21 protein-coding genes are annotated in these 17,998 nt (G+C 69.1%); 10 read left to right on the top strand and 11 right to left on the bottom strand.

Translation table 11 applies throughout. The annotated features are described in order from the left end of the window. Positions 1-46: 46 nt before the first annotated feature. Genes Q0579_RS11210 through Q0579_RS11200 form a run of 3 tightly spaced genes read right to left on the bottom strand, consistent with a single transcriptional unit; the run spans position 47 to position 2,036 of the window. Positions 47-394 carry an acyl-CoA thioesterase gene (locus Q0579_RS11210; RefSeq protein WP_174193803.1) on the bottom strand — a complete coding sequence of 116 codons (348 nt, stop codon included), beginning with the start codon at positions 392-394 and terminating at the stop codon, positions 47-49. A gap of 40 nt (positions 395-434) precedes the next feature. Then, complete coding sequence (locus tag Q0579_RS11205; RefSeq protein ID WP_298812173.1) at positions 435-650, bottom strand: hypothetical protein; 216 nt, start codon at positions 648-650, stop codon at positions 435-437. A 9-nt stretch (positions 651-659) separates the two neighbouring features. Next, positions 660-2,036, bottom strand: a complete 1,377-nt coding sequence (locus Q0579_RS11200) for a pyruvate dehydrogenase complex dihydrolipoamide acetyltransferase (RefSeq protein WP_298812170.1) — start codon at positions 2,034-2,036, stop codon at positions 660-662. A gap of 145 nt (positions 2,037-2,181) precedes the next feature. Between Q0579_RS11200 and Q0579_RS11195 the strand changes: the two genes are divergently transcribed. Together Q0579_RS11195 and Q0579_RS11190 are read left to right on the top strand one after the other, a co-directional pair. Then, entirely contained in the window at positions 2,182-2,634 is a 453-nt protein-coding gene (locus Q0579_RS11195; RefSeq protein ID WP_298812167.1) for a universal stress protein, read from the top strand. Between the two features lie 86 nt (positions 2,635-2,720). Continuing rightward, positions 2,721-4,067 (top strand): M20/M25/M40 family metallo-hydrolase, encoded by a 1,347-nt coding sequence (locus Q0579_RS11190; protein WP_298812164.1) that lies wholly within the window; start codon positions 2,721-2,723, stop codon positions 4,065-4,067. 161 nt (positions 4,068-4,228) lie between these two features. Here Q0579_RS11190 and Q0579_RS11185 read toward each other — a convergent pair whose 3' ends face one another. Then, entirely contained in the window at positions 4,229-5,437 is a 1,209-nt protein-coding gene (locus tag Q0579_RS11185; RefSeq protein ID WP_298812161.1) for an RcnB family protein, read from the bottom strand. A 142-nt stretch (positions 5,438-5,579) separates the two neighbouring features. Then, entirely contained in the window at positions 5,580-6,074 is a 495-nt protein-coding gene (locus Q0579_RS11180; RefSeq protein WP_298812472.1) for a GAF domain-containing protein, read from the bottom strand. 136 nt (positions 6,075-6,210) lie between these two features. Between Q0579_RS11180 and Q0579_RS11175 the strand changes: the two genes are divergently transcribed. Beyond that, a complete protein-coding gene (locus Q0579_RS11175; RefSeq protein ID WP_298812159.1) occupies positions 6,211-7,263 on the top strand; it encodes a hypothetical protein in 1,053 nt (350 codons plus the stop codon). A gap of 6 nt (positions 7,264-7,269) precedes the next feature. On the opposite strand, the gene arfB is transcribed toward Q0579_RS11175, so the two are convergent. Continuing rightward, positions 7,270-7,668 (bottom strand): alternative ribosome rescue aminoacyl-tRNA hydrolase ArfB, encoded by a 399-nt coding sequence (arfB, locus tag Q0579_RS11170; protein ID WP_298812157.1) that lies wholly within the window; start codon positions 7,666-7,668, stop codon positions 7,270-7,272. Then, positions 7,661-8,311, bottom strand: coding sequence for an RluA family pseudouridine synthase (locus Q0579_RS11165; RefSeq protein ID WP_298812154.1), 651 nt, complete (start codon positions 8,309-8,311; stop codon positions 7,661-7,663). Before Q0579_RS11165 ends, arfB begins: the two co-directional genes overlap by 8 nt. Before the next feature lie 54 nt (positions 8,312-8,365). Here Q0579_RS11165 and Q0579_RS11160 point away from each other — a divergent pair, with 54 nt between their 5' ends. Further along, positions 8,366-9,091 (top strand): M15 family metallopeptidase, encoded by a 726-nt coding sequence (locus Q0579_RS11160; protein ID WP_298812150.1) that lies wholly within the window; start codon positions 8,366-8,368, stop codon positions 9,089-9,091. A 152-nt stretch (positions 9,092-9,243) separates the two neighbouring features. On the opposite strand, the gene wrbA is transcribed toward Q0579_RS11160, so the two are convergent. Together wrbA and Q0579_RS11150 are read right to left on the bottom strand one after the other, a co-directional pair. Next, positions 9,244-9,843 (bottom strand): NAD(P)H:quinone oxidoreductase, encoded by a 600-nt coding sequence (gene wrbA / locus Q0579_RS11155; RefSeq protein ID WP_298812148.1) that lies wholly within the window; start codon positions 9,841-9,843, stop codon positions 9,244-9,246. 82 nt (positions 9,844-9,925) lie between these two features. Continuing rightward, positions 9,926-10,666 carry a pirin family protein gene (locus Q0579_RS11150; RefSeq protein ID WP_298812145.1) on the bottom strand — a complete coding sequence of 247 codons (741 nt, stop codon included), beginning with the start codon at positions 10,664-10,666 and terminating at the stop codon, positions 9,926-9,928. Between the two features lie 95 nt (positions 10,667-10,761). On the opposite strand from Q0579_RS11150, the gene Q0579_RS11145 reads away from it, so the two are divergent. After that, on the top strand, positions 10,762-11,649 hold the full coding sequence (locus tag Q0579_RS11145) for a LysR family transcriptional regulator (protein ID WP_298812142.1): 888 nt from the start codon (positions 10,762-10,764) through the stop codon (positions 11,647-11,649). A gap of 26 nt (positions 11,650-11,675) precedes the next feature. Here the strand turns inward: Q0579_RS11145 and Q0579_RS11140 are convergent, their stop codons facing one another. Continuing rightward, positions 11,676-12,404, bottom strand: a complete 729-nt coding sequence (locus Q0579_RS11140; protein WP_366522284.1) for an HPP family protein — start codon at positions 12,402-12,404, stop codon at positions 11,676-11,678. A 38-nt stretch (positions 12,405-12,442) separates the two neighbouring features. Between Q0579_RS11140 and Q0579_RS11135 the strand changes: the two genes are divergently transcribed. After that, complete coding sequence (locus Q0579_RS11135) at positions 12,443-12,799, top strand: DUF3140 domain-containing protein (protein WP_298812140.1); 357 nt, start codon at positions 12,443-12,445, stop codon at positions 12,797-12,799. A gap of 61 nt (positions 12,800-12,860) precedes the next feature. Next, a complete protein-coding gene (locus Q0579_RS11130) occupies positions 12,861-13,883 on the top strand; it encodes an alpha/beta hydrolase (protein ID WP_298812138.1) in 1,023 nt (340 codons plus the stop codon). Here the strand turns inward: Q0579_RS11130 and Q0579_RS11125 are convergent. Further along, entirely contained in the window at positions 13,837-14,400 is a 564-nt protein-coding gene (locus tag Q0579_RS11125) for a hypothetical protein (protein WP_298812135.1), read from the bottom strand. The two genes, Q0579_RS11130 and Q0579_RS11125, sit on opposite strands and share 47 nt — an antisense overlap. A gap of 252 nt (positions 14,401-14,652) precedes the next feature. Between Q0579_RS11125 and rpsL the strand changes: the two genes are divergently transcribed. From rpsL to fusA, 3 genes are all read left to right on the top strand, one after another. After that, positions 14,653-15,024 (top strand): 30S ribosomal protein S12, encoded by a 372-nt coding sequence (rpsL, locus tag Q0579_RS11120; protein ID WP_022691828.1) that lies wholly within the window; start codon positions 14,653-14,655, stop codon positions 15,022-15,024. A gap of 43 nt (positions 15,025-15,067) precedes the next feature. Further along, a complete protein-coding gene (gene rpsG, locus Q0579_RS11115) occupies positions 15,068-15,538 on the top strand; it encodes a 30S ribosomal protein S7 (protein ID WP_298812131.1) in 471 nt (156 codons plus the stop codon). Positions 15,539-15,760: 222 nt separating this feature from the next. Next, positions 15,761-17,854 (top strand): elongation factor G, encoded by a 2,094-nt coding sequence (fusA, locus tag Q0579_RS11110; RefSeq protein WP_298812128.1) that lies wholly within the window; start codon positions 15,761-15,763, stop codon positions 17,852-17,854. Positions 17,855-17,998 lie beyond the last annotated feature (144 nt).

Below are 17,998 nucleotides of genomic sequence, written 5' to 3'. Positions count from 1 at the left end.
CGCGGGCGATGCCGTTTGATCCGATATAGGTGGGCGCGGCCCGAGATCAGGCGTCGACCGGGCGCGGGCGGCGGTCGCGGTCGATCGCGACGAAGGTGAAATGCGCCTCGGTCACCTTGCGCGTCGTCTCGCGGTGGCGGTCGCGCGCGTGCGCCTCGACCGCGATCGTCATGGAGGTGCGGCCGACCTTGACGATCTCGGCATAGACGCTGACCTCGTCGCCGACGCGGACGGGGGCGTGGAACTTCATGCCCTCCATCGCGATCGTGACGGCGCGGCCCTTGGCGCGGCGCGCGGCGACCAGCCCGGCCGCGGAGTCCATCAGGCTCATCAGCCAGCCGCCGAAGATGTCGCCGTAAGCGTTGGTGTCCGCGGGCATGGCGGTGACGCGCATCGCAGGGTCGCGAAAGCTCGGCTGCGTCACGTCCGTCTCGTCACTCACCGCGCACTCTCCACACTTCGCGCGCGCTCAGCACGCCCATCGCCAGCATCGTGGCCGCACCGACCAGCCAGATCGTCTCATACCCCTGCGGATAGCTCCACGCCGCGCCCCAGAAGACGAGCGCGGTGAAACCCAGCCCGAGCAGCCCCCAGGCGACCTCGCGGATCACCGGATTGAGCTCGAGCGGGGTGACGTGCGGTCGCGTCATGGTGCCGGCTCAGGCGAGCATGCCCAGCGGGTTCTCGACCAGGTTCTTGAACGCCTGCATCAGCTCGGCGCCGTCCGCGCCGTCGATCGCGCGGTGGTCGAAGCTGCCGGTCGCCGACATGATCGTGGCGACGCCGAGCGTGCCGTCCTCCATCACCCACGGGCGCTTCTCGCCCGCGCCGACCGCGAGGATCATGCCCTGCGGCGGGTTGATGACCGCCTCGAACTGCTTGATGCCGAACATGCCCATGTTGCTGATCGACGCGGTGCCACCGGTGAATTCCTCCGGCTTAAGCTTCTTGTCGCGTGCGCGGGCGGCCAGGTCCTTCATCCGGGTCGAGATGCTCGACAGCGAGGCGATGTCCGCCTCGGTGATGACGGGGGTGATCAGCCCCTCGGGCGTCGAGACGGCGACCGAGATGTCGGCGCGCTTGAACGAGATCAGCTCGTTCGGCGTGAACATCACGTTGCACTTGGGCACCTGTATCAGCGCGGCGGCGAGCGCCTTGATCATCAGGTCGTTGACCGACAGCTTGACGCCGCGCGCCGACAGGCTGGCGTTCAGGTCGCCGCGCAGTGCGAGCAATTTGTCGAGGCGCACGTCGACCGTCAGGTAAATGTGCGGCACCTGCTGCTTCGACTCGGTCAGGCGGCGCGCAATCGTCTTGCGCATGTTGCTGAGCTTGGTCGTCTCGTGCGGCACGTCGGGGATCTGTGGCGCGGCGGCGGCGGGTGCAGGCGCGCTGGCAGCGGCTGCGCTCGGCGCGGGCTGCGATGCCTCGGCCTTGGGCGCAGGCGCGGCGCCGGGCTTCGCCTGCTCGACGTCGGCCTTGACGATGCGGCCGTTCGGGCCGCTGCCCTGGAGCTGCGACAGGTCGAGCCCCTTGTCGGCGGCGATGCGGCGCGCGAGCGGGCTGGCCTTCACGCGGTCGCCGTCGTGCCGGGCGGGGGCGGGGGTGGGAGCGGCAGATGCAGCCGCGCCGATCTCGGCGCGCGCGACCTGGTCGTCGGCGGGCTTGCCGTGATCCTCGACGTCTTCGCCCGCCGGCTTGGCCTCGCTACCGGTCTTGTTCGGGTCCTCGGGCGATGGGCGCGGTTCGCTCTCCTTCGCGGCAGGCTCGGGCGTGCTTTCGCCCGCTTCCTCGCCGTCGCCGTTCAGCAGCGCGATCACCGCGCCGACCTTCACGCCGTCGGTCCCCTCGGGCACGGTGATCTTCGCGATCGTGCCCTCGTCGACCGCCTCGAACTCCATCGTCGCCTTGTCGGTTTCGATCTCGGCCATGATGTCGCCGGACTTCACCGTGTCGCCTTCCTTCACCAGCCATTTGGCGAGCGTGCCTTCCTCCATCGTCGGGGAAAGGGCAGGCATCTTGATCTCGATCGGCATGGCAAACCTTTGCGCGAATGCTTTCCTGGGGATGCGCGCGTCTCTCGCCCCCAGACACCGTAGCGTCAAGCCCGCGGCTTGATGCAGGTCGCTTGGCGCGGGTCGTAAAGCCTAGTAGCTTGGTAGGTGAGAAAGGCCTTTCTGCATGCGCATCTACCTGACCGTCATCGACGACACACCCGAGGCGCAGATCGCGCTGCGCTTCGCCGCGCGCCGGGCGGTGAAGACCGGGGGGGGTGTCGAGATCCTGGCGCTGATCCCGCCGCAGGAGTTCATCGCGTTCGGCGGCGTGCAGGCGACGATCGAGGACGACCAGCGCCGCCACGCCGAAGGGTTGGTGCAGCGCGCGGCCGGCACGCTGCTGGAGGAATCGGGATTGCGCCCGTCGCTGACCGTGCGCAGCGGCGACGGACCCAAGGTGATCCGCGAGCTGATCGCCGCCAACCCGCAGATCGCGGCGCTGGTGCTGGGCGCGGCGGCGAGCGGCACGCCGGGCGAACTGGTCGGGCATTTCGCCGCGGATGCGGGCAGCCTGACCGTGCCGTTGATGATCGTGCCGGGCGGGCTAGACCGCGAGGCGATCGACCGGCTGAGCTGAACGCGGCGCAGCCGTTGCCCAAGGGTTGGGCGGGGGCTTGGGGGGGGGCTTGAGCGAGGGCGCGTTCGCGGCCACAACCGGCGGCGATGAACCGCAAGCCCCTGCTCGCCAGCCTGTGCGCCGCCGCGCCGCTTCTCCTCGTGCACCCCGCCGCTGCCGCGCCGCGCAAGCCTGTGCCGGCGACGCCGGCGCTTCGCGAGATGCCGTCCAAGGAGCGGATGCGCGCCAGCGTCGAGAAGCTCGTGTCGTTCGGCACGCGCCATTCGCTGTCGTCGGCGACAGACCCGGTGCGCGGCATCGGTGCGGCGCGCCACTGGACCGCGGCGCAGTTCGCGTCGCTGTCGCAAGCGTGCGGTGGATGCATCACGACCGAGCGTCTGTCGCGCCGCTTCACCGGCCCGCGCGCGCCGCAGGGCGTGGTGATCGAGGACGTGCTGGGCATGCAGGCGGGGAGCGAGCCCGGCCGCTACGTGATCGTCGGCGCACATATCGACTCGCGCGTCACCGACGTCATGAACGCGACCAGCGACGCGCCGGGCGCGAACGACGATGCCTCGGGCGTCGCGCTGGTGCTGGAGGCGGCGCGCATCCTGTCGAAGCAGAAGTTCCGCGCGACGATCGTTTACGCGGTATTCTCGGGCGAGGAACAGGGTCTGTGGGGCGCGACGCTGCTCGCCGACACCGCCAAGGCGCGCGGGTGGCAGGTCGACGCGATGCTCAACAACGACATCGTCGGAAACTCGCTCGGACAGGGCGGGGTGGTCGACGCCAATCGCGTCCGCGTCTTCTCCGAAGGGATACGGTCGAGCGAGCCGCTGGCCGAGGATCAGGAACGCCGCGCGATCGGTGGCGAGGACGACGGGCCGAGCCGCGCGCTGGCCAAGGCGATCGACGGCGTGGCGGACGCGCTGCCGGGCAGGTTCGACGTCATGCTCGACCGGCGGCCCGACCGGTTCGGACGCGGCGGGGATCACGAACCGTTCCTCAAGCTCGGTTTCCCGGCGGTGCGCTTCTCGGTCGGGGCGGAGAATTGGGATCGCCAGCACCAGGACGTGCGGACCGAGAACGGGCGCGTCTTCGCCGACACGATCGACGGGATGGACTTCGACTATCTGGCCAAGGTCGCCGCGATCAACGTCGCGACGATCGCGCGGCTGGCGGCGGCACCCGCTGCTCCGGCCACCGTGTCGGTCGCGGGCGCGCTGACGCGTGACACGACGGTCAAATGGGCGGCGGTTCCGGGCGCGCAATCCTACCGCGTGCGCTGGCGCGCCAACGATCGCCAGGACTGGAGCGACGCGCAGACGGTGACGGGAGCCACCACGACCCTGCTCAAGAACGTGCCAGTCGACGACCATTTCGTCGGGGTCAGCGCGGTCGGGGCCGATGGCGCGGAAAGCCTTGTGACCTTTGCTGGGCGCGATCGGGGGTAAGTACGCTGCGCCGGTTCGAGGGCCGGGCAAGCTGGTGAGGTCAGTCTAGGGCTGGCGATGCACCAGCCTTTTTCGGTCCCGGTGATTGCCGACAAGAAAGGAAAACGCCGCCCCGCCGGTGATCGGCGAGGCGGCGCTCGTGATGGTCGGGGCGGTGTGCTTCAGCAGCGGCACTTGCCCTTGTAGCGATAGCCCTTGGCATGGCCGTAGGACATGTCTTCGTACACTTCCTCCTCGACCACGTTCGAGCCCGCGCCCCCGCTGACGGTCACCGTGGTGACGGTGGTGCCGGGGTAATACCAGCCGTTGGCGTAATAGCCGGGCGAACCCGCGGTGCTCGACGTCGTGACGACGGTGCCGTTGCCCGCGACGACCGAGGGCGCGGGATAGGCGATCTGCGGACCCGGGGCGTAGCCGCGCGGCGGCGGCGGGGCATAGCCTGCGCCGTCCGTGCCGTAATAGGTCACGCCCGAATAGGTGGTGCCGGCGTAATCCCCGCCGTAGCGGCCTTCCTGATAGGCGACCGTCGGCGCGCCTGCCGCCGGATAAGCGCCGCCGCGCGCGCCGGGCGCTGGATAGGGCGCGCCGTAGCCCGGGCCCGGACCCACCGGCGGGGCGACGGGGACGCGGCCGGCGCGATCGTTGCGATCAATCTCGCGTCCGACTAGGGCGCCGGCGCCCGCGCCCACGACGGTTCCGAGCAGGCGATTGCCGCGCCCGGCGATGACGTTGCCGGCGACACCGCCCGCGACGCCGCCGATCACCGCGCCGCCGAGCCCGCTGTCGCGGTCGCGCGTGGCATAAGGTGCGCCATAGCCGCCATCGTCGCGGTAGGTGTAATCGACGCCATCGCCGTCAAACTGATCCCAGCCGATCCCGCCGACGCTGTCGTAAACCGACCCGCGCCCGTCGACGAGCACCGCGTCATCGTAATAGCGCGACCAGCTATAGCCCGCCGGCGGCGCGTAGAGCCCGTAGTTCGACCAATCGTTAATGTACCAGTTGGGCGATATCCAATAGCCCGGAAGCACGTAGCCGCGCACCGGGCGGCGATAGGCGTTCCAGCCACCGGGCGCGCGCATGCCGCCCCACCAGCGATTGTTGATGTGCCCGCCCCAGCGCGGACGGCAACCGCCCAGGCACGAATTGCCGCCGATCGGACGCGGACCGTTCCACCCGCCCGGGTGCGCGCCATTCCAGCCGCCGGGGCGCGGTGTGTTCCAGCCGCCAGGGCGAGGGGCGTTCCAACCGCCGGGGCGCGGGGCGTTCCAACCGCCGGGACGGACGGGTGCCATGCCGCCGCGCTGCCCGGCGTCGGCGGGTGCGGCCAAGACGGTGGCGGCGGTTGCGGCGATCATCAGCATGCGCATGGCCGGTCATTTCCCCTGTGAAGTGCTGCGCGCTCGAACGCGCGTCACGTTTACCGGTTGCTTACCAAGACCGCTGTCGTGTCGCCACTGCAACGACCGTCCCGAAGTGGAGCAGCCCTCGTTCGCGGATCAAGCGCGATCGTCAGGCGGTTGCCGCCGCGATTCGCGGAGCGAGCAGCGCCATCAGCCGCTCGCACCCGGCGACATCCTCGGCATCAAACCGCCCGGTCGCTGGGCTGTCGAGGTCGAGCACGCCGATCAGGCGATCGTCGTGGACGATCGGCACGACCAGTTCGGACGCGCTCGCGGCGTCGCAGGCGATATGGCCCGGAAAGGCGTGAACGTCATCGACGCGCTGCGTCTGCCGCTGCGCCGCGGCCGTGCCGCACACGCCCTTGCCGAGCGCGATGCGGATGCACGCTGCCTTGCCCTGGAACGGCCCGAGCACGAGCTCGCCATCGCGCGCGCGGTAGAAGCCCGCCCAGTTGAGGTCGGGCAGATACTGCCACATCAAGGCGGCGGCGTTCGCCATGTTGGCGACCGCGTCGGGCTCGTCCGCGGTCAGTGCGTCGAGCGCCGCGTACAGGTCATGGTAGAGCTCGGCCTTGGAGCCGGCGGCGATGTCGAAGGTGTACATGGCCGCGCAGGTAAGCGCAGGCATGGCCGAGCGCCAGATAGTGCGTCGGTGGACGATGGGCGCGCGCTGGCGGTGCGATGCACCCCGGCTTGACCGCCTATGCGGTGCGTCTAGGCTGCCTGATGGGGGGAACGACATGTACAGCGACGGCGAGATACAATCGGCGGTCGAGGCCGGCGCGATCACTGCATCGGCGGCGGCGCTGCGCGACCATGTGGCGGGGCTGCGCGCGACGTCGATGGTCGACGAGGAACAGTTTCGGCTCATCACCGGGTTCAACGACATCTTCGTGTCGATCGCGTGTGTGCTGGTCGTGTTCGCCGCGGCGGCGGTGGGTGGCACGTTGATCGGCGGCGTGGCCGCAGGTGTGCTGGTAGCGATCGCATCGTGGGTGATGGCGGAGGTGTTCACGCGCCGGCGCCGCATGGCGCTGCCGTCGATCATCCTGCTGCTGACCTTTGTCACCGCGTGCGGCAGCGCAGTGGGCTTCACTGCCGCGCGGATCGTGGGAGAGGGTGAGTATTCGCAGCGGCGGGTGGCCGCGATCATGATCGCGGGAGCGATCGGTGCCGGGCTGGCGGCGCTGGCGCACTGGCGCCGGTTCCGCGTCGCGATCACGGTCGCGGCGGCGATCGGCGCGCTGGTGCTGTTCGTGCTCGCGCTGGTGGGCGCGATCCGCAACGAGCCGACGGGCGACCCGGCGCTGATCGCGGGCGTGGCGCTGGCGTGCGGCATCGGCGTGTTCGCTTATGCGATGCGCTGGGATATGTCCGACCGCGCGCGTACGACGCAGCGCGCCGACATCGCCTTCTGGCTGCATCTGGTCGCGGCGCCGTTGATCGCGCACCCGCTGTTCTACTGGATGGGCGTGACCGGCGGCGCGACGATCGGGGTCGCGGGCGCGATCGGCGTGCTCGCGGTGTACCTGGTGTTCGCGGTGGTGGCACTGGCGGTGGATCGGCGCGCGTTGCTGGTGTCGGCGCTCGCTTACGTCCTGGTCGCGCTGGCGCAGCTTTTCCGGTCTTACGGCGCGATCAAGCTCAACGTCGCGCTGAGGGCGCTGGTGATCGGGTCGGCGTTGCTGTGCCTGTCGGCATGGTGGCACACGATCCGTGCGCACCTGCTCGCACGCCTGCCCGATGATCTGCGTGCGCGTCTGCCCGAGAGCGCGATGCCCACGCTTCGCTGAGGCGCGTCAGTCGAGCCGGACCTTGCCGCGGCCGGCCTTGACCGCGCTGCGACCCTTTTTCTCGTCGACGCGGCGCGCCTTGGCGGCGCGGGTCGGCTTGGTTTTCACGCGGCGCGCCTCGCGCTTCTCCGCTTCGGCGAGCAGGTCGGCGAGCCGCTGGCGCGCGTCCTGGCGATTGGCCTCCTGCGTGCGGAACCGCCGCGCGACGAGGACCAGCGTGCCGGATGCGGTCAGGCGGCTGCCCGCCAGCAGCTTCAACCGGCGATAGGTTTCGGGCGACAGGCCGAGGCGGAACACGTCGACGCGCAATTGGCACGCGGTGGCGACCTTGTTGACGTTCTGCCCGCCGGGCCCGGTGGCGGCGAGGAAACGCTCGTCCAGCGCGTCCTCGGGTATGTCAACCATCGAAGCCGAGCGCGCGGAAGCGGTCGGGCCAGGGAGCCGCGACGACGATCGGCTGCTTGGACCCGCGCGGCACGGTGAGCTGCGCGGCGTGCAGCATCGTGCCGCCGTTGTGCGCGGTGCCGTAGGTCGGGTCACCGGTGACGGGCAGCCCGAGCCCCTCGAGCGCGTGAACGCGAATCTGGTGCGTGCGCCCGGTTTCGGGCCGGAACTCGACCAGCGCGCGGCCGTCGTGGGTGCCGAGCAGCGCCCAGGCGGTGCGGGCCGGCTTGCCCTTGCGGTCGCCCGTCATCCACCAGCCGCGCTCAACCGTGGATACCTTGGCGAGCGGCAGGTCGATCACGCCGCTTTCCCCCTCGGGCACGCCGTCGAGGATCGCGACGTAGCGTTTTTCTACCAAACCCGCTTCGAACGCCTGCTGGAACCGCGCGTGCGCCTTGGGGTTGCGCGACAGGAGCAGGCAGCCGCTGGTATCGCGGTCGAGCCGGTGCACGGCCTGGGGCCAGCGCTGGAAGCCGAAGGTTAGGGAGTTCAAGTGATTTTCCAGGCTGATCGCGCCGTCGCGCGGGCGATCGACGGGAAGCCCGGCGGGCTTGTCGATCACCAGCGCCTCACCATCCAGAAACAATACGCGTTCGCCAAGCATGGCACGCGCTCTGCCACCGCGCGGGCGCGGCGGCTAGTGCTGGCAGCATCGGCAATGCTGATCGCGCTGCCGGCCAGCGCCGAGGTATGCGCGGGCGCGCCGCCGGCGGTCGAGACGGACGGGCGCGTGCTGGGGCATCTGCCCTACGGCGATGCGCCACCGGGCGAGCTGGTGCCGGTGCCGAGCGGCCTGGCGGTGAACGGCTGTACGCTGAGGCGCGAGGTGCTGCCCGATCTCGAACGGCTGCTGGCGGCCGCGGCGGCGAGCCCGGCAGTGGGCGGCCGCGTGCTCGCGCTGTCGTGTCACCGGTCGCAAGGGCGGCAGACCGGCGTGTTCTGCCGTGAGCCGAGCGCCAGTCCGGACACGCGCGCGGTGTCGGTCGCGCCGCCGGGGCACAGCGAGCATGCAACGGGCTACGCGCTCGACTTTGCATTCCGGCCGCGGGTGAACGGCTGTCCCGACGCGGAGGCGTGCGTGGCAGCGACGCCCGCGTTCCGCTGGCTGCGCGAGAATGCGCCGCGTTACGGTTTCGAGATGTCCTTCCCGGTCAGCAACGCGCAGGGGGTGAAGTGGGAGCCGTGGCACTGGCGCTGGGTCGGCACCAGCGCGTCGGCACCGGGCGCGGCGCGCGCACGATCGCTGTTCGCGATCGCGCGGCGGCGGTTTCCGGCGTCGCCGGGTGTCGACACGGCGGTGGAGGTCACGAACGTATCGCCACCGCCGGTGTATCTCTCGCTGCCGGCCTGGGTCGAACCAAAGGGCAAACGGCGGCGGCGGTGAGGTAAGATCTCGCTTACACTGCCGTCATCGCGAGCTTGACCCGAAATCCCGCTTCCTGGCTGCGATCGAGAAGGAGCGGGGCCCCGGATCGAGTCCGGGGCGACGGAGAGCAGGTGACGACCGGGCGGACTGAACCGCCCGGCCTCACGCAGTTACTTCAGCTTGGCGGCGAGTTCGGCGATGCGCTTGCCCTGGTAACGCGCGCCGTCGAGTTCCTTGGCGTGCGGCTGGCGGCTGCCGTCGCCGTCGGCGATCGTCGACGCGCCGTAAGGCGTGCCGCCGAGCACCTCGTCGACGCCCATCTGACCCTTGAAGCCATAGTCGAGCCCGACGATCGTCATGCCGTGGTGGAGCAGGTTGGTCAGGATCGAGAACAAGGTCGTCTCCTGCCCGCCGTGCTGGCTGGCGGTGGAGGTGAAGGCACCACCGACCTTGCCGACCAGTGCGCCGCGCATCCACAGACCGCCGGTGGTGTCCCAGAACGCCGCCATCTGGCTTGGCATCCGGCCGTAGCGGGTAGGCGCGCCGACGATGATCGCGTCATAGGCGGCGAGCGCGTCGGGGCCCTCGATCTCAGGGTGCGCGGTGTCGGTCTTGAAGTGCGCGGCCTCCACCACCTCGGCCGGTGCGGTTTCAGCGACGCGGCGGATGTCGACCTCGGCACCGCCGGCGCGTGCGCCCTCGGCGACGGCATCGGCCATCTGCTCGATGTGGCCGTAGGAGGAGTAATAGAGAACGAGGACTTTGGTCATCTGGCGTTCCTTGATGCAGGTTGGGTGAAACCGTCCCGGCCACAATGCCGGGGCGGCCATTCGGTTCAGCGAGTCCGGCCGATCAGAGCGAGTCGACGAGCACCAGCTCGGCGTCGTCGAGCGCAGTGATGGTGACGGTCTGACCGCCGGTGAGCGCGATGCCGTCACGCGCCTCGTAGCGCTCGCCGTCGATCTCGACTGCGCCAGTGGCGGGGACGAGGTAGGCGTGGCGGCCCGGGCCGACCTCGTGGCTGACCTGCTCGCCCGCCTTGACGGTTGCGGCGAGTACGCGCGCCTCGGCGCGGATCGGCAGTGCGTCGCCGTCTTCGGCGAAGCCGCTGGCGAGCGTCACGAACTTGCCCGAACGCTCACCCTTGGGGAAGGGCTTGGCGCCCCCGGACGGGCTGCCGCCGGTGCGGGTCGGCTCGATCCAGATTTGGAACAGCGTGGTGGGTTCGCTCTCGAGATTGTATTCGGCGTGGCGGACGCCCGAGCCCGCGCTCATCACCTGCACGTCGCCAGCAGCAGTGCGGCCGGTGTTGCCCATCGAATCCTTGTGCGTGATCGCGCCCGAGCGGACGTAGGTGATGATCTCCATGTCGCGGTGCGGGTGCGGGGGAAAGCCGCTGTTCGGGGCGATCGTGTCGTCGTTCCAGACGCGGATCGCGCCCCAGCTCATCCGGTCGGGGTCGTAGTAATTGGCAAAGGAGAAATGGTGCCGCGCGTCGAGCCAGCCGTGGTCGGCGTGGCCGAGCGAGGCAAAGGGGCGGCGTTCGATACGGGATTTGTTGGCGATACGGGTCGCGACTGCGGTGTCGGTCATGATAGCCTCCATTGTTGCCGCAGAGATAAGCGGACACGGAGGGCGCGAAAACGGAAACGATTGAAACGCATCGTTTCACGAGCTAGCGAGGGGGTATGCGACTACCCGATCTGGAAGCATGGGCGATCTTCGCCGCGGTGGCGGAGCACCGCTCGTTCAGCGGCGCGGCGGACGCGATCGGGCTGAGCAAGGCGACGGTATCGAAAGCGGTGTCGCGGCTGGAGACGCATCTGGGGCAATCGCTGTTCCACCGCACGTCGCGCCGGCTCGCGCTGACCGAGGTGGGGCGCTCGCTCGCCGAACGCGCGGCGCGGATGGTGGCGGAAGCGCAGGGGGCGGAGGAGCTGGCGCGCGACGCCGCCTTGGCGCCGGTCGGACGGGTGCGGATGGCGGCGCCGATGTCGTTCGGCATCTCCAACGTCGCGCCGCTGGTGGCCGAGTTCCTGGTGGCGCATCCGGGCATCGAGATCGAGCTCCACCTGTCCGACGCGCGCGTCGACATCGTGGCGGAAGGATTCGACGTGGCGCTCAGGATCGCGGATTTGCCCGATTCGTCGTTGCGTGCGCGGCGGTTGTGCACGGTGGCGGCGCATCTGGTGGCGGCGCCCGATTATCTGGCGAAGCACGGCACGCCGACGCACCCGGCGCAGCTCGGCGAGCATCGGCTGCTCGGCTACACCAACCTGACGGGGCCGTGGCGGTTTCGCGGGCCGGGCGGGGCGGAGGTGTCGGTGAAGGCGGAAGGGCCGCTGTCGGCGAATTCGGGCGACGCGCTGGTGCCCGCGCTGGTCGCCGGGTTGGGGATCGCGCGGTTGCCGGCGTTCATCCTGGGCGAGGCGCTGACATCGGGAAAGGTGGTGCCGATCATGCCCGAGTGGATGCCCGCCGGCGTGGCGCTGCATCTGCTGACCCCGCCGAGCGCGCTGCGCCCGGCACGGGTCGAGGCGCTGATCGCGTTTCTGGCGGAGCGATTGCGCGACTAGCCGTGCGTGGTGGGGCGGTGGCGCGACTAGCCGCGCCGGGAAGCGTGCGCGGCGACGGTGCGGAACAGCAGGTCGAGATCGTCGCGCGACACGTCGAACGTCTCACCCAAATCCTCGAGCGCGCGGTCGATGTCTTCGGGGTGCGGTACGCCGAGGACGGGTGGTGCGTGCCCGGCGGCAGGCACGGGGCGGTGCGGGTAGCTGTGACCCGACAGACGGTGGAACAGCACGCCGGTCAGCGCCAGCACGACCGCGTTGGCGGCGACGGGTACGAGTGCGAACCCCCATCCTTGCGCCTGCACCGCATGGCCGCCCAGCACCGCGAGCAGCGAGGCCGCGCCGCCTGGCGGGTGGAGCGAGCGGGTGAGCGACATCAGCGCGATCGCGGCCCCGATCGCGACGCCGGCGGCGAGTGCGGGCTGCGGTATGACGCGCGCCACCGCGATGCCGACCAGCGCGGAGAGCATGTTGCCGCCGATCACCGGCCAGGGCTGCGCCAGCGGGCTCGCCGGCACCGCGAACACAAGCACCGCCGACGCACCCATCGGTGCGACGAGCAGCAGCGCGGGGCCGTGCGGCAGGAACGCGGTGCACAGCGCGGCGGTCAGCGCGATCCCGACCAGCGCGCCGACGGCGGCGATCATCCGGTCGCTCAGGTTGGCGCCGGCGAGGATGGGTTTGAACGACAGCATGTGCGCCGCGCTAGGCGAGCGATCGGCGCCGTACAATCCGTGCATGGCGGCGAAACCGCACATGGCGGCGCAGCGTTGGCCGCGACAAAGGAGAATGCACCGTGGCCGACCCGTCCGACGACCAGCAGAAGATCTACGAAGCGTTCAACGACGCGGTGAACATGACCCCGGCCGAGCTGGAGAAGTTCCTCGACACCGACGACAGCAAGCGTGTCGGCTGGAAGGGTGATGACGGCGACGGCAAGGGCGAGAGCGTCGGGCACAAGTCGGGCAAGCGGATCGTCGAGATCAAGCGCACCAAGAAGGCCGAGCTGAGCGACGACGATTACGCGCACATGAAGAAGGTGACCGGCTACGTTCACCGGCATCTGGCGCAGGGCGGTCCGGCGAAGGACAAGGAACATTCCGACTGGCGCTACTCGCTGATGAATTGGGGGCACGACCCCGAGAAGGGCTGACGCACGCGGCGCCGCATGGTTAAGGGTGCGGCACCGTAACGATCTCCGGGAGCCGCCACCGATGCCATTTCCGACGCGCCGCCTGCTCGCGCCGCTGCTGTGCGGGCTGATCGCCGCAGCCCCGGCACCGGCCGCAAAACCTGCGGACTATGGCGCGCGGCTTGAGCGATTCGCTTATCCGTTCGCGGTCAGGATGTTCCCGCTGACCGTCGTCGGCGAGCCGGCCGAGATGGCGTACATGGACCTGGTGCCCGATCGGCCGAACGGGCGCGCGGTGGTGTTGCTGCACGGCAAGAATTTCTGCGGCGCGACGTGGGAGGCGACGGCGCGGGCGTTGGCGGATGCGGGCTACCGCGTGGTGATCCCGGACCAGCTCGGCTTCTGCAAATCGTCCAAGCCCCGCGCGGCGCAGTACAGTTTCGAGGGGCTGGCAAGCAACACGGACAAGCTGCTCAAATCGCTGGGCGTCACGCACGCGATCGTGGTGGGGCATTCGATGGGCGGCATGCTGGCGATGCGCTACGCGATCATGTTCCCGGCGGCGGTCGACCGGCTGGTGCTGGTCAATCCGCTGGGACTGCGCGACCGGTCGGAGGACGGGTTGCCGTACACCGACGTCGATACCTTATGGACGGGCGAGCGGCGCGCCAGCGCGGCGTCGATCAAGGCGTATCAGCTCGAGAATTACTATCACGGGCAATGGCGGCCGGCATACGACCGCTGGGTGGCGATGCAGGCGGGCATGTACGTGGGGGCGGGGCGCGATCAGGTCGCGCTCGCGCAGGCGAAAACCGCCGAGATGATCAAGACGCAGCCGGTCGCGCACGAACTCTATCGTATCAAGGCGCCGACCACGCTGATCATCGGTACGCTCGACAAGACCGCGTTCGGGCGCGCGCAGATGCCGCCGTCACTGCGCGGGTTCCTGCAGGCGATCCCGCAGGTCGCGCCGGAGGCCGCGCGCAAGATCCCGCGCGCCACTCTGGTGAAGATGGACGGTCTGGGTCACTCCCCGCAGGTCGAGGACGCGAACCGGTTCAATCGTACGCTGCTGGGCGTGCTGAACGGCGCGCCGGGAAGCTGAGTGGCGCGATCGCGGTGGTCGCGATCGCCCAGCCTCCCGCGTCATTGTCGTTCGCGGCGCGCGGACGCGGCCGGTGCGGCGCGGCTAGTAAACAGCCGAGTGCAATGATCAGTGCGGGCAGCGGCGACCAGGGTGATGCCGCGAGTGCGAGCAGCGCGGCCGCACGGAGCAACTCGGCCGCGGTCCGCCGCGCAGACGATGCCCAGGCGGCCGACGTTGCCATCACGCCCGCCACCAGCGTGATCCAGGGGCCGGTCAACAGCGGCGGATAAGCGGCGGCTGCGCGAAGGTCGACGATGGTGGGGGCGGCCGCGATCCAGGCGAGAACCCCCACGAAGGCCGCGGCGCGCGCGCGCCTGCGCCACGCCTGCGCGGCGGCGAGCGGAAGCAACACCCAGGCGACCGGGGTCAGCGTGCAGGCGAGCGCGAGGACGAGCGTGATCGCGCCGGCGCGTCGCTGCGCCTGGCGGTGCCGGTGCGCCAGCGGCGTGGGGATGGTGGGGGCGAACGAGTCCACGCCGGCGTTGTTGGCATAGCGTGGGTTGTCGGCGGGTTAAGGCACGAGGCTCGCGGTGGCATTGACGCTTCGGCCTCCCGTGCGTATAGGCGCCGTCGTCCGACGGGAGGCGACTCCACGCCGGGCAAGCTTGAACATTGCTGGATGCTTGAAGGACCGCGAGGGCCGTTGTCGGCTGCTCCCAGGTCCTTTTCGTATTCCAAGTGCTGTTATGGCTCCAGCAAAGTAACCTATGGAAAGGTGAAGGCTTCAATGCCGACGATCAACCAGCTGGTCCGCAAGGGCCGCGACCCGCAGAAGGCCAAGTCGAAGGTCCCTGCGATGGAGCAGAACCCGCAGAAGCGCGGCGTCTGCACCCGTGTCTACACCACGACCCCGAAGAAGCCGAACTCGGCGCTGCGCAAGGTGGCCAAGGTCCGCCTGACCAACCAGCGCGAAGTCATCAGCTACATCCCGGGCGAAGGCCACAACCTGCAGGAGCACTCGGTGGTGCTGATCCGCGGCGGGCGTGTGCGCGATCTTCCCGGTGTGCGCTACCACGTGCTGCGCGGCGTGCTCGACACGCAGGGCGTCAAGGACCGCAAGCAGTCGCGGTCGAAGTACGGTGCGAAGCGGCCGAAGTAAGCCGCGCCGCCGTATCATCACAGCTGTTTGAAAGGTTTCTGTTATGGCGCGTCGTCGTCGTCCCGAGAAGCGGGAAATCCTGCCCGATCCCAAGTTCGGAGATGTGGTGCTGTCGAAGTTCATGAATTCGGTGATGCTGGACGGCAAGAAGTCCGTCGCTGAAGGCATCGTCTATGGTGCGATGGAAACCGTCGAGACCCGCGCGAAGCGCGAGCCGATCGGCGTGTTCCACGACGCGCTGAACAACATCAAGCCGGGCATCGAGGTCCGTTCGCGCCGCGTCGGCGGTGCGACCTACCAGGTGCCGGTCGAGGTTCGTCCGGAGCGCGCGCAGGCGCTGGCGATCCGCTGGCTGATCGCGGCGGCACGTGCCCGCAGCGAGAACACGATGGCCGCGCGCCTGTCGGGTGAGCTGCTCGACGCGTCGAACAACCGCGGCAACGCGGTGAAGAAGCGCGAAGACACGCACCGCATGGCGGAAGCGAACCGCGCGTTCAGCCACTACCGCTGGTAATTACTGGCGCTGGTAATGGCGACGGAGCGCCGGCCGATCGGTTGGCGCTCGCGGTAACATACACTATATGGGAGGAGCGGGTTCGCCCGCACTCCCGATAGCCGTTTTCCTCTGATCGCAGAGGTGTAGGGCCGAGCTTGGACAAGCTCGGCCCGAACGGCTAGGGGGCGACCTCGCAAACGTTGGCATCGCCGGGCTGATCCGGCACAGGAGTGAAGCATCATGGCCCGCAGCCATCCGCTCGAACTTTATCGCAACATCGGCATCATGGCGCACATCGATGCCGGCAAGACGACGACGACCGAGCGTATCCTTTATTACACCGGCAAGTCCTACAAGATCGGCGAGGTCCACGAGGGCACCGCGACCATGGACTGGATGGAGCAGGAGCAGGAGCGCGGCATCACGATCACGTCGGCCGCGACGACGTGCAAGTGGCGCGCCGAAGAGGGCAAGGGCCCCGAGCATCTGATCAACATCATCGACACGCCCGGCCACGTCGATTTCACGATCGAGGTGGAGCGTAGCTTGCGCGTGCTCGACGGCGCGGTCGCGTGCTTCGACGGCGTTGCCGGTGTTGAGCCGCAGTCGGAGACCGTGTGGCGTCAGGCCGACAAGTACGGCGTGCCGCGCATGTGCTTCGTCAACAAGCTCGACCGCACCGGCGCCGATTTCTACTTCTGCGTGCAGTCGATCATCGATCGCCTGGGTGCGCGCCCGGCGGTGCTGTACCTGCCGATCGGCATCGAGGGTGGCTTCAAGGGCCTGGTCGATCTGGTCGAGAACCGCGCGATCATCTGGCTCGAAGAGTCGCTGGGCGCGAAGTTCGAGTATCAGCCGATCCCCGACGACATGGTCGAAAAGGCGGCGAAGTACCGCAACGAGTTGATCGAACTCGCCGTTGAGCAGGACGACGAGGCGATGGAAGCGTATCTGGAGGGCAACGAGCCCGACGCGGCGCAGCTCAAGAAGCTGATCCGCAAGGGGACGCTCAACATGGCGTTCGTGCCGGTCGTCTGCGGTTCGGCGTTCAAGAACAAGGGCGTTCAGCCGCTGCTCGACGCGGTGGTCGACTTCCTGCCGTCGCCGCTCGACGTGCCGGCGATCAAGGGCGTCAAGCTCGACGGCGAAACGCCGGACGAGCGTCCGTCCTCGGACGAGGCGCCGTTCTCGGCGCTGGCGTTCAAGATCATGAACGACCCGTTCGTCGGCTCGCTGACCTTTGCCCGCATCTACTCGGGCGTCCTCACCAAGGGTGGTTACCTGAACTCGGTGAAGGACAAGAAGGAGAAGATCGGCCGCATGCTCCTGATGCACGCGAACTCGCGTGAGGACATCGACGAGGCACGCGCGGGCGACATCGTCGCGATCGCGGGTCTCAAGGAGACGACGACGGGCGATACCTTGTGCGATCCGGCGCACCCGATCATCCTCGAGCGGATGGAATTCCCCGAGCCCGTGATCGAGCTGTCGGTGGAGCCGAAGACCAAGGCCGACCAGGAAAAGATGGGCATCGCGCTCAACCGCCTGGCCGCCGAGGACCCCTCGTTCCGCGTGTCGACCGATCACGAATCGGGTCAGACCATCATCAAGGGGATGGGCGAGCTTCACCTCGAGATCCTGGTCGATCGCATGAAGCGCGAGTTCAAGGTCGAGGCGAACGTCGGCGCGCCGCAGGTGGCGTACCGCGAATACCTCAAGAAGCCGGTCGACATCGACTACACGCACAAGAAGCAGTCGGGTGGTACCGGCCAGTTCGGACGCGTGAAGGTGAAGCTGACGCCGGGCGAGCGCGGTCAGGGCATCGTCTTCAAGGACGAGATCAAGGGCGGCAACATCCCGCGCGAGTACATCCCCGCGATCGAGAAGGGTTTCCGCGAGACCGCGGCGACCGGCTCGCTGGTCGGCTTCCCGATCATCGACTTCGACATCGTGCTGTATGACGGCGCGTACCACGACGTCGACTCGTCGGCGCTGGCGTTCGAAATCACCGCCCGCGGCGCGATGCGCGAAGCGGCGCAGAAGGCCGGCATCACGCTGCTCGAGCCGGTGATGCGCGTCGAGGTGGTGACGCCCGAGGATTACCTTGGTGACGTGATCGGCGACATGAACAGCCGTCGCGGCCAGATCCAGGGCACCGACACGCGCGGCAACGCGCAGACGGTTGAGGCAATGGTCCCGCTGGCGAATATGTTCGGCTACGTGAACGCGCTCCGCTCGTTTACCCAGGGCCGCGCCAGCTACTCGATGCAGTTCTCGCACTATGACGAAGTGCCGCAGAACGTCGCCGACGAGGTGAAGGCCAAGCTCGCGTAAGGCGCACCGGGGCAGGGCGACCTGCCCCGAGGACGCCGCGCGCCGGGCGACCTCGGGCCCGCCCGGGGATCGACGACGCGGAATACCCTTCCGCGTCGCCCCGCGACCGGGATCAGCCCGGCCAAGGGGTTTGCGCAACACGAA

Origin of the sequence: uncultured Sphingomonas sp. (assembly GCF_936927845.1) — a bacterium.
Classification (GTDB): Bacteria; Pseudomonadota; Alphaproteobacteria; order Sphingomonadales; family Sphingomonadaceae; genus Sphingomonas.
The sequence above is the reverse complement of the archived record's forward strand: the minus strand, read 5'-3'. Positions and strand labels throughout refer to the sequence as shown.